This is a genomic window from Curtobacterium sp. UNCCL17, from assembly GCF_000686685.1.
GTDB lineage: Bacteria > Actinomycetota > Actinomycetes > Actinomycetales > Microbacteriaceae > Curtobacterium > Curtobacterium flaccumfaciens.
Genome location: NZ_KK366002.1, coordinates 40,003 through 54,162 on the forward strand (window position 1 = coordinate 40,003; position 14,160 = coordinate 54,162).

General features: G+C 71.4%; 14 protein-coding genes. 5 read left to right on the top strand and 9 right to left on the bottom strand.

What is annotated here, in order from left to right:
- Positions 1-137: 137 nt before the first annotated feature.
- On the top strand, positions 138-1,103 hold the full coding sequence (locus tag BR70_RS0113965; protein WP_027466570.1) for an NAD(P)H-quinone oxidoreductase: 966 nt from the start codon (positions 138-140) through the stop codon (positions 1,101-1,103).
- On the opposite strand, the gene BR70_RS0113970 is transcribed toward BR70_RS0113965, so the two are convergent.
- The 6 genes from BR70_RS0113970 to BR70_RS21070 form a co-directional block, all read right to left on the bottom strand.
- The gene (locus BR70_RS0113970) at positions 1,100-1,876 is read right to left on the bottom strand and encodes an amino acid ABC transporter ATP-binding protein (protein WP_027466571.1); all 777 of its coding nucleotides are present in this window, start codon (positions 1,874-1,876) and stop codon (positions 1,100-1,102) included. The two genes, BR70_RS0113965 and BR70_RS0113970, sit on opposite strands and share 4 nt — an antisense overlap.
- Entirely contained in the window at positions 1,873-2,751 is an 879-nt protein-coding gene (locus BR70_RS0113975) for an amino acid ABC transporter permease (protein ID WP_027466572.1), read from the bottom strand. Before BR70_RS0113975 ends, BR70_RS0113970 begins: the two co-directional genes overlap by 4 nt.
- Before the next feature lie 4 nt (positions 2,752-2,755).
- Positions 2,756-3,577 carry an ABC transporter substrate-binding protein gene (locus tag BR70_RS0113980; RefSeq protein WP_027466573.1) on the bottom strand — a complete coding sequence of 274 codons (822 nt, stop codon included), beginning with the start codon at positions 3,575-3,577 and terminating at the stop codon, positions 2,756-2,758.
- Positions 3,578-3,659: 82 nt separating this feature from the next.
- Positions 3,660-4,178, bottom strand: a complete 519-nt coding sequence (locus tag BR70_RS0113985) for a cupin domain-containing protein (protein ID WP_231495709.1) — start codon at positions 4,176-4,178, stop codon at positions 3,660-3,662.
- Positions 4,175-5,560: an amidohydrolase family protein gene (locus BR70_RS0113990; protein ID WP_027466575.1), complete on the bottom strand. Its 1,386-nt coding sequence runs from the start codon at positions 5,558-5,560 to the stop codon at positions 4,175-4,177. The genes BR70_RS0113985 and BR70_RS0113990 overlap by 4 nt, the downstream gene beginning before the upstream one ends.
- A complete protein-coding gene (locus BR70_RS21070; RefSeq protein WP_051596963.1) occupies positions 5,557-7,275 on the bottom strand; it encodes an adenosylhomocysteinase in 1,719 nt (572 codons plus the stop codon). The genes BR70_RS0113990 and BR70_RS21070 overlap by 4 nt, the downstream gene beginning before the upstream one ends.
- An 81-nt stretch (positions 7,276-7,356) precedes the next feature.
- On the opposite strand from BR70_RS21070, the gene BR70_RS0114000 reads away from it, so the two are divergent.
- A complete protein-coding gene (locus tag BR70_RS0114000) occupies positions 7,357-7,626 on the top strand; it encodes a glutaredoxin family protein (RefSeq protein ID WP_027466576.1) in 270 nt (89 codons plus the stop codon).
- A gap of 103 nt (positions 7,627-7,729) precedes the next feature.
- The gene (locus BR70_RS0114005) at positions 7,730-8,005 is read left to right on the top strand and encodes a GlsB/YeaQ/YmgE family stress response membrane protein (RefSeq protein ID WP_027466577.1); all 276 of its coding nucleotides are present in this window, start codon (positions 7,730-7,732) and stop codon (positions 8,003-8,005) included.
- 222 nt (positions 8,006-8,227) lie between these two features.
- On the opposite strand, the gene BR70_RS22500 is transcribed toward BR70_RS0114005, so the two are convergent.
- Entirely contained in the window at positions 8,228-8,821 is a 594-nt protein-coding gene (locus BR70_RS22500) for a TetR/AcrR family transcriptional regulator (protein WP_051596964.1), read from the bottom strand.
- Between the two features lie 77 nt (positions 8,822-8,898).
- A complete protein-coding gene (locus BR70_RS0114015; RefSeq protein ID WP_027466578.1) occupies positions 8,899-10,959 on the bottom strand; it encodes an MDR family MFS transporter in 2,061 nt (686 codons plus the stop codon).
- Positions 10,960-11,129: 170 nt separating this feature from the next.
- On the opposite strand from BR70_RS0114015, the gene BR70_RS0114020 reads away from it, so the two are divergent.
- On the top strand, positions 11,130-12,080 hold the full coding sequence (locus BR70_RS0114020; RefSeq protein WP_027466579.1) for a phosphotransferase family protein: 951 nt from the start codon (positions 11,130-11,132) through the stop codon (positions 12,078-12,080).
- 72 nt (positions 12,081-12,152) lie between these two features.
- Positions 12,153-12,542, top strand: a complete 390-nt coding sequence (locus BR70_RS0114025; RefSeq protein ID WP_027466580.1) for a hypothetical protein — start codon at positions 12,153-12,155, stop codon at positions 12,540-12,542.
- Positions 12,543-12,576: 34 nt separating this feature from the next.
- Here BR70_RS0114025 and BR70_RS21080 read toward each other — a convergent pair whose 3' ends face one another.
- Entirely contained in the window at positions 12,577-14,034 is a 1,458-nt protein-coding gene (locus BR70_RS21080) for an SPFH domain-containing protein (protein ID WP_051596965.1), read from the bottom strand.
- Positions 14,035-14,160 lie beyond the last annotated feature (126 nt).

The following is a 14,160-nucleotide window of genomic DNA, read 5'->3' on the forward strand; positions in this document are numbered from 1 at the left end:
CCCTCGATCTGTCCGCACTCCCCCGGATGAGGTGCAGATCCGTCGTCGAGCGTACAGGGAACCTCCACAGGGACACCGGCGGCGGTTGTGGGCGACCGGCAGCCGGCCGGAGGCGGGTGGCGCGTACCGTCGAGGGCATGCGAGCCATCACGTTCGACGACGCTTCCATGTCCGTCACCGACCTGCCCGACCCCGAACCCGGCACGGACGAGGTCCTGATCGAGGTCGCCGCGGCCGGCGTCAACAACGCCGACCTGCAGCAGCGCGCCGGGAACTACCCGCCGCCGCCCGGGGCGTCGGAGATCCTCGGGCTCGAGGTCTCCGGCACCGTGCGGGCCGTCGGCGCGGGCGTCACGACCGTGGCGGTGGGCGACCGGGTGTGCGCGTTGCTCTCCGGCGGCGGGTACGCGGCACTCGTGGTCGCGCCGGTCACCCAGGTGCTGCCGGTCCCCGAGGGCGTCGACCTGGTCGAGGCGGCCGGACTGCCCGAAGCCGCGTGCACGGTCTATTCCAACATCGGCATGCTCGCCGGACTCCGTCCCGGGCAGACGCTCCTGGTGCACGGGGGTACGGGCGGCATGGGGTCGCACGCGGTGCTGTGGGCGAAGGCCCTCGGGGCGACGGTGATCGCGACGAGCGGCGGCGACCGCAAGGTCGCCGCGTCCCGGGACCTCGGCGCCGACCTGGTCATCGACCACCGCACCGAGGACTTCGTGGAACGCGTCATGGCGTTCACCGACGGTGTCGGCGTCGACGTCGTGCTCGACGTCGTCGGACCGTCCTACCTGGAGCGGAACCTGCAGGCCCTCGCCCCGAACGGGCACGTCGTGGTCATCGCCTCGGGCAGCGGCCGCACCGCCGAGCTCGACTTCGGGGTGCTGATGCGGAAGCGCGCGACGATCAGCGGCACGACCCTGCGCGCACGGCCGCTCGCCGAGAAGGCCGCCATCGTCGAGGCGGTCCGCTACAACGTCTGGCCGCTGGTCGCCGACGGCCGGGTGCGCCCGGTCATCGACTCGGTGCTGCCCCTGGCCGACGTCGAGGAGGCCCACCGCCGCGTGCGCGACGGCGAGGTGATCGGCAAGGTGCTGCTGACGCCCTAGGCGTGCACGCGGGCGAGGAACTCGACGAGCGCCGGGTGCTGCGGGTGGTCGAGGACGTCGGCGGGGGACCCCTGCTCGACGACCTCGCCGCGGTGCAGGAACACGATCCGGTCGGCGACGTTCCGCGCGAAGTGCATCTCGTGCGTCGTCATCAGGATCGTCGAACCCTGTCGCTTCAGCTCGGTGACCAGGTCGAGCACCTCACCGACGAGCTGCGGATCCAGGGCGCTCGTGACCTCGTCGAGCAGCAGGAGCTCGGGGTCGGACGCGATCGCCCGGACGATGGCGACGCGCTGCTGCTGCCCGCCGGACAGGCGGTCGGGGTACGCATCGGCGAAGTCGGCCAGGCCGATCCGGTCGAGCAGCCGACGAGCGGTCTCCTCGGCCTGCGCCTTGCCGACACCGTGCACCTGCCGCGAGGCCAGCGTCACGTTGTCGAGCACGGTCATGTGCGGGAACAGGTTGAACTGCTGGAAGACCACACCGATGCGGGCCCGGGTCGCGTCGACGTCGATCCGCGGGTCGGCGATGTCCGTGCCCTGCAGCAGGATCTCGCCGTCGTCGATGCCCTCGAGCAGGTTGACCGTCTTGAGCAGCGTCGACTTGCCGGAGCCCGAGGCCCCGATGACGCAGATGACCTGGTGGCGGTGGACCGTCAGGTCGATCCCGCGCAGGACCTCGTGCTCGCCGAAGGCCTTGCGCAACCCGCGCAGTTCGAGGACCGCGGCGTCCGTACCGGACGCACCACGGGCCTCCAGGCCGGCCTCGCTCATACGGTCCCTCCGATCTGCTCGCGCCGCTGCTGGCGACGCGCGATCGCGTCCGTGACGCGGATCAGCGGCAGGCTGATCACGACGAACAGCAGCCCGGCGACGAAGTACGGCGTGAAGTTGTAGGTCTCGGCCTGCGCGATCTGGGCGGAGCGGACCGCGTCGACGGCCCCGAGGATCGACACCAGGCCGACGTCCTTCTGCATCGACACGAAGTCGTTCATGAGCGCCGGGGTGACCTTGCGGATCGCCTGCGGCAGCACCACGAGCCGCAGGGTCTTGGTGTGCGAGAGTCCGAGCGACCGGGCGGCCAGGCGCTGGGAGGGGTGCACGGCCTCCATGCCGGCGCGGAGCACCTCGGCGATGTAGGACGAGTAGGTCAGGGTGATCGCGATCGTGCCCCAGACCTCGGCGGGGAGCCGCGGGAACACCCCGAGCCCGGGGATGCCGTAGCCGACCAGGTAGAGCACGATGATGAGCGGCAGGCCGCGGAACAGGTCCGTGTAGCCGGTCGCGAGCATCCGCAGTGGGAAGAACACGGGGTTGCGCAGGCCTCGGACGACCGCGAGCAGCGTGCCGAAGACGGCGACGCCGATGGCGCTGAAGAACAGGATCCGGACGTTCAACCAGAGGCCCAGCAGGATGTCCGGGAACGTGTCGACCGCGGTCTCCGGGTCGAAGAACGACTGCTGCACCGCCGCCCACCCGGGGGTGTTCACGACGCCGAAGTACACGACGGCGAGCACGACCAGGGTGGAGACGACCGACACGACGACGGAGCGACGGCCACGCTGGCGACGGTAGAGCCGACGCTCGAGCTCGACCTGGCTCGGCGCGGGTGCGGCGACCGGGGTGCCGGCCCCTGCTGGCAGGGTCATCCGGTTACTTCAGGACCGGCGTACCGGTCTCCGACGAGAGCCACTTGGTCTGCAGGTCCTGCAGGGTGCCGTCGTCGTCGAGGGTCTTCAGGGCCTTGTCGACCTTGCTCGTGAGCTCCGAGTCCTTCGGCAGGACGAAGCCGAACTCGTCGCCCTTGCCGTCGGACGGGAACTGCGCGGACACGGTGCCGTCGTCGAGCTGCGCCGAGGCCATGTAGAACGCCGTCGGCAGGTCGGTGACGATCGCGTCGATCTGCCCGGACTTGAGCGCGAGCACGGCGTCGTCGTTGGAGTTGAACACCTGCGGCGTGACCCCGAGGACGTCCTTGACGCTCGCGATGCTCGTCGAACCGGTCGCGACGCCGATGGCGTCCTGCTTGAGCGCGGCGATCGTGGTGTCGTCGGCGGCCTTCGACCCGGACGTGGTCACGACCGCCTGGGTCGTCGTGTAGTAGGCGCTCGACATGTCGACGGCCTTCTTGCGCTTCGCGTCGATCGAGAACTGCTGGACGTTGAGGTCCCAGTCCTTCGGCCCCGGTGCGATGGCGCTGTCGAAGGTGCTGCGCTTCCAGACGACGTCGGACTTGCCGTAGCCCATCTCCTTCGCGACGGCGTACGCCACGGCGGACTCGAAGCCCTTGCCGGACTCGGGCTTGTTGTCCTCGATCCAGGGCGAGTACGCCGGGTCGCCGGTGGCGATCGTGAGCTTGCCGTCGGTCACGGTGCCGTCGGCGTTGCTGCTGCCCCCGGCGGAGCAGGCCGACAGGGCGAGGGCGGCGACCGCGGCGGTGGCGACGGCGAGGGTGAAGCGGAGGTGACGGGTCACGGTCGGGCCTTCGTGCGAGGGGGTGGGGGCAGGTCGAAGTGTACTTCGCGGTGGGATACCAACGCGAAACGGTGTCGCGGTGCTACTCGGCGGCAGGGCCCCCGTCGTCGGCCATCGTGAAGTCGTCGAACGAGAAGCCCGGCGACACCAGGCAGCTCAGCAGCACCTCGCCGTCGCCCGGGATCGTCCGCTGCCACACGCCTCCGCGCACGAACGCCTGCGCGTCGTTCACCCGGTCGCGTCCGGCGTCCGGGCCGAGGGTGATCGTCGCGCCGGGCTCGGGGACGTCACCGTCGCCGCCGAGCTGCAGGTCGACGGTGTCCGGCCCGTGCCACATCCAGATCTCGTCGCTCGTGACCCGGTGCCAGGCGGAGGCCTCACCCGGGGGCAGCAGGAAGTGGATCAGCGTGGCAGCGGGACGCTCCCCCGCGGGGGTGGTGACCGTCGCCGGCGAGGTCCAGGTGCGGACGTACCAGCCACCCTCGGGGTGCGGTTCCATGCCGAGGGCGATCGCGCGCTTCGGCACGTCGAGCCACTCGATCAGCTCACCGGTGACGGTTCGCCGTGCGGCCATGCCGGGGTGGGGTGCGGACTCGGTCATCGTTCCTCCTGGTGCGGTGCGGGGGTGTCCGTGTGCGGGGAAGCCGGCTCGGTGACGACGCCCGCCGCGGCGCGGACGACTCCGCGGATCACGGTGGCTGCCGCCCGCCCGGCGCCGTCCTCGACGAGCTCGGCGAGCGCGTCCGGCACCGTGCGGGCGTCGACGTCGAAGACCGCCAGGTCGGCGCGCGCCCCGACGGCGAGGTGCCCGATGCGGTCCGGTCCGACGGCGAGCCCCATCGCGTGCGCACCACCGAGGGTCGCCGCTGCGAGCAGTCGCTCGTGCAGGTCACGGTGCCCGTAGCCCTGGGCGCGGGCGATGCGGTGCAGCGCGGTGACGTCGGCCATCAGGTCGAGGGACGGCGACGACGACAGGGAGTCGGTGCCGATCGCGATCGGGCTGCCCTCGCGCAGGTAGTCCGCGACGGGCGGCGGGTCGAGGCCGATGACGGCGTTGGAGCGGGGGCACAGCGCCACCGCCGTGCCACGGGCGCGCAGGAGCGCCCGGTCGGCGGCGGTCATGTACACGCCGTGGGCGATGTGGCAGTCCGGACCGAGCACGCCGAGACGGTCGACGAACGCGGTCGCGCTCGCACCGAAGCCCAGGGCTCGCAGCGCCCGGAACGACGGCACGTTCGCCAGGTGCCAGTCGTTCCCGTGGCCGACGCCGTCGACCCCGTCGAGCCCGGGCACCGGACCGAGGGCGGTGCGCTCGCCCTCGAACGCCGCCTCACCGAGGTGCAGGTGCAGCCGCAGGCCGCGCTGCCGCACGATGTCGGGGAGCTCGAGCAGCGGGGCGACCTCGAGCGAGTACGGCGCGTGCGGCGACAGGCCGGCACCGGGTGTCGTGGGGATCCGGTCGAGTTCGTCGAGCACCTGGTCGCGACCGTGCGACTGCCAGGCGTCGTTCTCCCAGTCCATCACCTCCCAGTACGCGATGCCGCCGAGCCCGGCGTCCTGCAGCGCGGTCGAGGCCTCGATGTCGGTGACGATGTCCGCGATGCTCGTGACACCGGCCAGGATCGAGGCCCGTGCACCGTCCGCGGCTTCGGCCCGCCAGTCGTGCGGTTCGGCGTAGTCGACGTTGAACGCCGCGGCCCAGTCCTCGAACCCGTTGTACTGGCGTCGGCCGACACCGGACATGCCGGTGTACTGGAGGTGTGAGTGCGCGTTCACGAGTCCGGGCAGGAGCGCGCCGCGCCACTGCCGCTCGGTGAACGTCGCGCCGGACCCGGTGAGCTGGTCGATGACCCACGACCGGTCGCCGACGTGCAGGATGCGGCCGTCCTGCACGGCCACCGCGCCGTCGGCGATCGGCGGCGCCGTCATCGGGACGACGACGCGCGCCGAGTGCACGGTGACCGGGTGTGGACGAGCGCTCATGCCGGGTCTCCGAAACGGTGGGTCCGGACGTCCGGCTCGCGGTCCGCCGGGTGCTCAGCGGGGAGCCCTGGGCCCACGGGTCGGCTCCCGAAGGCGGCGAGCGCCGCGCGGGCGGTCACGTCGTCGACCGCGGGGTCGATCGGCACGACGGCACGCTCCAGTTCGTCGCCGCGTTCCAGGAGCATCCGGACGGCGCCGAGCTGCACGGCGAACGACAGGTCCATGATCTCGACCGGGTTGCCCTCGGCCGCGGTGATGTTGATGCAGCCGCCGTCGTCGAGCACGATCGGCCCGCCGTCGGCCCCGGGGAACACGAACCGCTCGGCCTTCGGCCCCACGTCCTGGCGCCGGGCCCCGGCGGCGAGCGCGTCGTCGATGGCGATCTCCTGGTCGACCCCACCGGCGACGGCGAGGACCGCACCGTCCGCGCAGGCACGGAGCACGTCGAGATCGATGGTGTCCGGCACCCCGGTGGCGCTCATCACGAGGTCGGCGTCGCGCACCGCCTCGACGAGCGGGGCCACGGCGTACCCGGCGAACCGCGCCTGCAGGGCGCGGACCGGGTCGGTCTCGGCGACCGTCACCCGGAACCCGAGGGCGGTGAGCACCAGGGCGACCCCCTCGCCGACGTGCCCGAACCCGGCGACGACCGCCGCGCCTCCCGGCATCACCCGGTGGGTGCCGGACGCGAGCCCGTCGACCAGGTCGAGCACCGCGAACACCGTCGACTGCCCGGTGCCGTAGCGGTTGTCGAAGAACGTCTTGGTGCGGGCGTCGTTCACCGCGACCACGGGGATGCCGAGCTCGCCGCGCGCCGCGAGGACACGCAGGGGTCGCAGGCCGCTCGTGGTCTCCTCGGCGGCGCCGAGCATCGTCGGCAGCAGGTCGGGGCGTTCCTGGTGGGCGAGCCGGATGACGTGCGAGCCGTCGTCGAGCAGGATGTGCGGCGCGGTGTCGAGCATCGCGAGGGCCAGCTGCTTCTGCTCGGGGAGCGTCGCCGTGCTGCTCGCGAACACCGTCAGGCCGGCGGACCGCAGTGCGTCGGCGACGGCGTCGTCGGTTTCGTCGGCGTGGGCGTAGACGACGACCTCGGCACCGGCGTCACGGAGCAGCAGGCTCAGCACCGCCGTCTTGGGCTCGAGGAACATCGCGACGCCGATGCGCGTGCCGCGCAGGAGTCCGCTGTCGCGGAGCTCCGCGGCGACCGAGCGGGCGACCGGCATCGACCGTCGTGCCCAGCGCAGGCGTGCGTCCGCCGCGGGGTCGTCCTCGGGGTCGCGGCCGGTGGACACCAGGAAGACGTCGTCGGACAGCATCGGGACGGCGAGCACACCGGGGCGGGCGGGTGCGACGGGGCCGAAGGCGTCCTCGTCGACGGCGGGCAGGTACCGGCCGGCGTCGATGACGACCAGGGTGGTGCCGCGCGGGCGGTCGGCGGCCTGCTCGACCGCGGGGGTCGATTCGTCGGGCGTGCCGAGGCACCAGAGCTGGTCGACGAGGTCGGACGGCTGGTGCTGGTGGTCCGACTGGTTCGACTGCTCGACCTCGCGCGCGCCGAGTGCGGTCAGCAGGTGCCGCAGTGCCGCAGCATCCCGGGGGTCACCGCCGACGATGCGGAACCGGCGGGCGGCGACGAGCAGGTTGGTCGCCGCGGCGAAGCGCCGAACGGCCGCCGAGGCCCAGGCCAGCGTCGCGGGGTCGGGTGCTGGCGGCATGTGCCAATCGTAGGGTGAGCGGGGCGCGGGTCCGGCGGCGCTCCGGGAATGCCCGGGGGCGCTCCGACGTACTCTCTGCACATGAGCGATGCGACGACTGCCCCCGACCGCGTGACCATGTTCGGTGCCGAATGGTGCCGCGACTGCCGTCGGTCCAAGGCGCTGCTCGACACCCTCGGCGTGGACTACGAGTACGTCGACGTGGAGCAGGACCTGTCCGCGGCCGACCGTGCCGAGGCCATCAGCGGCCGGAAGAACATCCCCGTCGTGGTCCTTCCGAACGGCAAGCACTTCGTCGAGCCGTCGGACGCCGAGCTGCGAGCCGAGCTCGAGGCTTCCGGCGTGGTCTGATCGGCGAACCCGACAGTCCTCCCAGGAACCCCGGAGTTTCGTCGGATGTCGGCCCTGACTCCGGCAACCATGCCGCGGCAACCGCACCCACGAGGAGGACACCGTGCTCGGTCTCATCATCAGCTTGATCATCATCGGACTCATCGCCGGCGCTCTCGCCCGGCTCATCATCCCCGGCAAGCAGAACATCGGCATCCTCATGACGATCGTCCTGGGCATCGTCGGATCGTTCGTCGGCGGGTTCCTCGGGTTCCTGATCTTCCAGCACGACCCGATGGACGGCTTCTTCCAGCCGGCCGGCATCATCGGTTCGATCATCGGCGCGATCATCGTGCTGTTCATCTACACCCGCGTCGCGGGCCGCGGCTCGCGCCGCTAGGCACGACGCTGCCGGTCTGACCGGCGAACAACCACAGTCACCCCGAACCGCGTTTCCACGTGGTTCGGGGTGATTTTGCGTGTGCGGGCCGACTGCGCACTGCGGGCTGCGACCGGGTCGTGTCGTCCGCCACGGCCTGGAGGCGCGGTGCGGGTCGGACCGGCACCGCGCCTCCAGGCCGTGGTCGCCCCTGCGCCGGGGGCGACGCGATGGTCACGCTGATCAGGCGGTGGCGAGCCGCCCCATCTCGCCGACGACCGCGCGCAGCCGCGCAGCCAGTTCGTCGCGGGAGCCGTCCGCTGATCGGTGGGCGGACTCGATCACGGCGGCCATCACGAGGGTGGTCGCGGTCCGCGCGGTGTCCTCGTCGACGCGCTCGGCGGCCACCGCCAGCACGGTCTGCCGCGCGTGCGCCATCCACTGCATCATCGCCGGGACCATCTCGGGGCGGGCTCGGACGAGCTCCTTCATGCGCCGGCGGTCCTGCGGCAGGGTGACCGTGTGCGCGACGAGGTCGCAGAGGTCCGACACGAGCGGCCCCGTGGCACCGAGGAACGCTGCGCGTGCCGTGTCCGGGACCGTCGTCGCCGGCAATCCGAGGGCTGCTTCGGCCTTCGACGGGAAGTAGTTGAAGAACGTCCGGGGGGAGACCCCCGCGTCCGCGCAGATCTGCTCGACGGTCACCCCGGCGAGTCCTTGGTCGGTGACGAGGGCGAGCGCCGACCGGTGGATGGCGGCCCGGGTCTGCTGCTTCTTGCGCTCCCGCAGGCCGCAGTCGGTCAGGGCGGTGGCCTCGGTGGTGGTGAGCTCGTGCACGTGCTGCGCTCCGTCTTGTTCTCGGGTTGGTGCGACGCCGGGCCCCCGCGTCCTGTGACGAGGAGGCCCGGCGTGACTCAGACCTGCGCCCGACCACCCTGGACGGGGATCGAACCGGTGACCGGGGCGGTGGGCGAGCCCATCGTGTCCGCGGCCCGCACGGCCTGCGCTTCGAGGTCGTCGGCGGTGCCGGCGTCGTCCGCCTGCTCCTGCAGGGCCGAGCTCTTGCGGAGCGGCGGCGCCTTGAAGAAGAAGCTCAGGACGAACGCGAGCAGGATCACCGCGAAGCCGACCCAGTAGACGGTCACGGCCGAGGCGTTGAACCCGGACATGAACGGCCGGGTCAGAGCAGCGTCCGCACCGTTGAGGTACGACGTGTCGCTCGTCTCGGCGTTCGAGTCGCTCGAGTCGTTCGCGCCCTTGTCGATCTGCTTCGACAGTTCCGGTGCGAGCTGGTCCACCCAGTAGGTGCGCTGCGCCGAGTCCGACCAGTCGACGACGAGCCGGCCGCCCTGCACGCTGGCGTGCGCCTTGTCTGCGGCAGCGGTGAGCGCCTGCTGCTGCACGGCGTCGGGAGCCCCGGCGGTGGCCTGGGTCACCTGGTCGGTGGCGGTGTCGAGGCCGGACTGCACCTGCTTCTGGAGCGGGGTGACGATCGGGTTCCAGATCTGGTCCATGACGCCCTGGTTCGCCTTGGCGCTGGCGACCTCCGGGTCGAGCGCCGCACTGAGGGCGGGCTTGAGGTTCGACTCGTCCGCCGTGGCGTGCAGGATGTTCGCCGGCATGAGCGAGAACAGGACGGACAGCAGGACGGCGGTGCCGAGCGTGCCACCGATCTGGCGGAAGAACGTGGCGGACGACGTCGCCACACCCATGTCACGCGGCTGCACCGAGTTCTGGGAGGCCAGGGTGATGCTCTGCATGAGCTGGCCGAGCCCGAGGCCGATCAGGAACATGCCGATCATCAGGAACCAGAGCGGCTTGTCGATCGTCATGAACGTCAGGACGACGTAGCCGAGCGACACCAGGGCGGTGCCGATGACCGGGAAGATCCGGTAGCGGCCGGTGCGGGCCACGATCTGCCCCGAGGCGATCGAGGCGATCATCAGGCCACCGATCATCGGCAGCGTCGCGAAGCCGGACTCGGTCGGCGTCAGGCCGGTGACGATCTGCAGGTACAGCGGGATGGTGAGCATCGCGCCGAACATCGCGAAGCCGACCAGGAAGCCCAGGATGGTCGCCATCGAGAACGTGCTCGAGCGGAAGAGCTTGAGCGGGATGATCGCGTCGTCCTGCATGCGGGTCTCGATCACCAGGAAGGCGACGAGGCCGAGCGCACCGATGACGTAGCAGGCGATCGCGCTGGCCGAACCCCAACCCCACGTGCGGCCCTGCTCCGCGACGAGGAGCAGCGGCGCGAGCGTGACGATGACCGAGGTCGCGCCCCACCAGTCGATGCGCGGCTTGGCCTTGGCCTCGCCGAACTTCGGCAGGTGGAGGAACGCGATCACCATGAGGAGCGCGGCGACGCCGATCGGCACGTTGATCAGGAACACCCAGCGCCAGCCGGTGATGCCGACGATCGAGCTCGCACCGGCGAACAGTCCACCGATCAGCGGGCCGATCACGGACGAGATGCCGAAGACCGCCAGGAAGTAGCCCTGGTACTTCGCGCGCTCACGGGGCGCGAGGATGTCGCCCATGATCGCGAGCGGGAGCGACATCAGCGCACCGGCACCGATGCCCTGGAACGCGCGGAAGGCGGCGAGCATGGTCATCGACGTCGACAGGGTCGAGAGCAGCGACCCGAGGATGAAGACCGCGATGCCGAAGATGTAGAGCGGGCGACGGCCGAAGACGTCGGAGAGCTTGCCGTAGATCGGCGTGGTGATGGTCGACGCGATCAGGTAGGCCGTCGTGACCCAGGCCTGCTGGTCGAGGCCGTGCAGGTCGTCACCGATCGTGCGGATCGCCGTGCCGACGATGGTCTGGTCGAGCGACGACAGGAACATGCCCGCCATCAGGCCGTAGATGACGAGCAGGATCTGGCGGTGCGACATGATCGGCTTGCCCGGCGTGCTCGCCGGGGAGTCCTGTCGTCCGCGCGACACCTCGACGGGTGCGGTGGCAGTGGACATGCGGGGTTCCTCACAGGGGATGTGGCGTGGTGGTCGTCGGCCTGGTCGGGACCCCGAAACGAGGGTCAACCTTGCAGGCTCTGCAACTTTACACCGCAAGCACCTTTGCCGCCAACGCAAAGTTGCCGAGCGTGCACGTTCGTGTACGGGTTCTCAGGTAGCGTCGGCGCATGGGGCGAACCACCTGGACCGACGTACCGACGACGCTGCGGCAGCAGGTGGAGGGGGTGCTGGGCGGTCCGGTCGTGACCGCCGAGTCCCAGGCGAGCGGGTGGTCGCCCGGGAGCGCCGACCGGGTGACGACCGCGGCGGGGGAACGAGCCTTCGTGAAGACGGTGTCGCGCTCGCGCAACGAGGCCGCCCTCGACCTGCACCGCCGCGAGGCCGAGGTCATGGCCCAGCTGCCGAACACCGTGCAGGCACCGCGGCTGCTCGACGCGCTGCACGCCACGGTCGACGGCGACGACTGGGTCGCGCTCGTGCTCGAGGACGTCGCAGGGCACCACCCGGGCAGACACCTCGACGGATCGGACACGACCGCCGTGCTCGACGCACTCCACACACTGCCGCTCGCGACCGATGGACTGGCGACGCTCCCCCGCATCGCCGAGGACCTGCGCGGTGAGTTCGGCGCCTGGGACCGGATGCTGGCTGCCGGCTCGGACGCCGTCCGCGTCGCCGAGGTCGTCCCGCCGCACGTCCTCGACGCCGGCCCCGCGATCGCCCGCGCGGCATCGGGGGCAGCTGCCCTCGTCGACGGCGAACACCTCGTGCACGCCGACTGCCGGGCGGACAACCTGCTCGTCGACGACGCCGGGCTCGTCTGGGTGGTGGACTGGCCCTGGGCGAGCGTGGGTGCGCACTGGCTCGACCCGCTGACCTACCTGCTCGACACGCTGGTCCGCGGTGAGGACGACGACGTCGAACACCACCTCGCCACACACCCGGTCTTCGCCGGGGTGCCCGCCGCCACGATCGACGCCGTGCTGGCCGGGCTCGCCGGACTGTTCTTCGAGCACGCCCTGCCCCCGGCGCCGCCGAACATGCCCACCATCCGCGACTTCCAACGGCACGAGGGCGTGGCCGCCGCCGAGTGGCTGCTCCGCCGCTGGGCCGCCTGACGGCGCGTCCGCCCGAGCGGGGGACGCGTGGTGTCCAGGGAGCGCAGCGCACCGGAGCGTACGGTCCACCGCATGACTGATGAGCACCGCACCCCGCGTCCCGAAGACGACGCCGCGCGCCTCGGTCTCGTCGTCGTCGGAGAGGCAGCAGCCCTGCAGTCCGGCGACGAGGCGGCACTGGACGCGAGCGAGCAGAACATCCGCGACACGATCGACGAACTGGTCGACGAACCCCTGACCCCGCGGCAGGAGGAGGTCGTCGAGCGACTCGCCGCGGCAGGCGGCACCCTGACCGCCGGACTCAGCGGTGCCCTCGCCGCCCAGAGCGGTCGCAGCGTCGACGACGTGCTCGAGGGTGCGGCCCGCAGTGTCGTGTGGCAGCAGCGGCTCGCGGACGAGCGTGAGGACGCCGGCACGCAGCAGCGCGACCCGCAGAACGAGAACGGGCACGACGAGGGCTGATCCCCCGTCGCGCCCGCTGCAGGCACCCGCTCGGTTACTCGGCCGGCTCGACCTGTGGCACCGACTGCTCGCGCACGACGGCACGGGCAGCCGCTTGACCCGTCGTGGTGCTCTTCACGATGTCGCTCAGGGTGAACCCGGCGGTTGCGCCGAGCAACGCGTCGACCTCGCTGAACTGACTGACGACGCTCTTCGACAGGGCACCGGCGCCCTCGGAGGACACCACGGTGAGCGTGTCGATGTTGCTCATCGGCGCCGCGAGCTCGCGGGCGATGCTCGGCAGCGTCTCGATCGCCTTGACCCGCAGGACGGCCTCGGAGTGCTGGGCGAGCGCGTCGGCCTGCGCCTTGGTCGCATCGGCCTCGGCCTGACCCTTCGCACGGATCGCGTCGGCGGCGGCCTCACCCTCGGCGCGGGACGCGTCGGCAGCGAGCTTGCGGGCGTCCGCCTCGGCCTTCGCCTCGGCCGCGACGGCCTCTGCGGAGATCCGACGGGCCTCAGCCTGGGCGCGTGCGGTCTCGACCTGGGCTCCGGCGGCGGCTTCGGCCTCGACGCGGGTCTTGCGCGCCTGGGCCTCGGCGACGGCGGAGACCTCGGACTCGAGCTCGGCACGGCGCAGCTCGGCACGCTTCTGCGCGGTGATCTGTTCCTGCTCGACGACACCCTGGGACGCACGCGCCTGGGCGAGCGGGCCGACGGCAGCGGCTTCGGCGGACGCACGGTCGGCGTCGAGCTGCAGCGCGGCACGGCGGATGGCCAGGGTGTTCTCGGCCTCGGCGATCGCCTGGTCGGCGGTCGCGCGGGCTTCTCGCGCTTCACGGTCGGCCTGGGCCTCGGCGTTCTCGGCCTCGAGTCGCACGCGTGCACGCTCGGCACGGCCGAGGTCGCTGATGTACTCGTTGCGGTCCGAGATGCCCTTGATCTCGAACGAGTCGACATCGAGCCCCTGGCTGTGCAGGGCGTCCTTGGCGACGTCGAGCACAGCGACGGTGAGCTGATCGCGCTTGCGGATGATGGTCGACACGTCGGTCGCACCGATCGAGGCGCGGAGCGAACCGGACAGGACCTCGCGCGCGAAGTCGTCGATCTTCTTCTCCTGCCCGAGGAACCGCTGTGCGGCCGCCCGGATCGAGGCGTCGGTCTCGCCGACCTTGACGAGCGCGACGGCCTCGACGTCGATGGTGACACCGCGGGAGTCCTGCGCGTTGACGTTGATGTCGATCGCACGCGAGCTGAGCGACAGCTTCGCGACCTTCTCGAAGAAGGGGCGGACGAGCACGCCGGCGCCGAGCACGACCTTGATGCCGGACTCGACGGTCTCGGTGCCGTCGGCGTTCTTGACCTTGCGGGAGCGCTTGCCCGTGATGATGAGCGCTTCGTCGGCACCGGCGTTGCGGTACACGACCTTGGCGTAGATCAGCGCGATCACGGCGAGGACGATGATCCCCACGATGATCAGCGGGACGGCTCCGAGCGCGAACAGGACTTCCATGACTCCCCCTTGAGGACCAGGCACCAGCCTGGATTCCGCATCTGTTGTTCCCTTGGCTCCCATCCTAGGAGCGCACGCGGACAGCAGGAGCGCGGAGGGAAGGGTTGGGGACAACAGACGGGAGGC

What these genes read in the sequence shown, in the direction of transcription:
- BR70_RS0113970 (WP_027466571.1), bottom strand. Translation starts at nt 1,876, where the DNA reads ATGAGCGAGGCCGGCCTGGAGGCCCGTGGTGCGTCCGGTACGGACGCC.
- BR70_RS0114020 (WP_027466579.1), top strand. Translation starts at nt 11,130, where the DNA reads ATGGGGCGAACCACCTGGACCGACGTACCGACGACGCTGCGGCAGCAG.
- BR70_RS0113985 (WP_231495709.1), bottom strand. Translation starts at nt 4,178, where the DNA reads ATGACCGAGTCCGCACCCCACCCCGGCATGGCCGCACGGCGAACCGTC.
- BR70_RS0113965 (WP_027466570.1), top strand. Translation starts at nt 138, where the DNA reads ATGCGAGCCATCACGTTCGACGACGCTTCCATGTCCGTCACCGACCTG.
- BR70_RS21080 (WP_051596965.1), bottom strand. Translation starts at nt 14,034, where the DNA reads ATGGAAGTCCTGTTCGCGCTCGGAGCCGTCCCGCTGATCATCGTGGGG.
- BR70_RS0113975 (WP_027466572.1), bottom strand. Translation starts at nt 2,751, where the DNA reads ATGACCCTGCCAGCAGGGGCCGGCACCCCGGTCGCCGCACCCGCGCCG.
- BR70_RS0114015 (WP_027466578.1), bottom strand. Translation starts at nt 10,959, where the DNA reads ATGTCCACTGCCACCGCACCCGTCGAGGTGTCGCGCGGACGACAGGAC.
- BR70_RS0113990 (WP_027466575.1), bottom strand. Translation starts at nt 5,560, where the DNA reads ATGAGCGCTCGTCCACACCCGGTCACCGTGCACTCGGCGCGCGTCGTC.
- BR70_RS0114025 (WP_027466580.1), top strand. Translation starts at nt 12,153, where the DNA reads ATGACTGATGAGCACCGCACCCCGCGTCCCGAAGACGACGCCGCGCGC.
- BR70_RS21070 (WP_051596963.1), bottom strand. Translation starts at nt 7,275, where the DNA reads ATGCCGCCAGCACCCGACCCCGCGACGCTGGCCTGGGCCTCGGCGGCC.
- BR70_RS0114000 (WP_027466576.1), top strand. Translation starts at nt 7,357, where the DNA reads ATGAGCGATGCGACGACTGCCCCCGACCGCGTGACCATGTTCGGTGCC.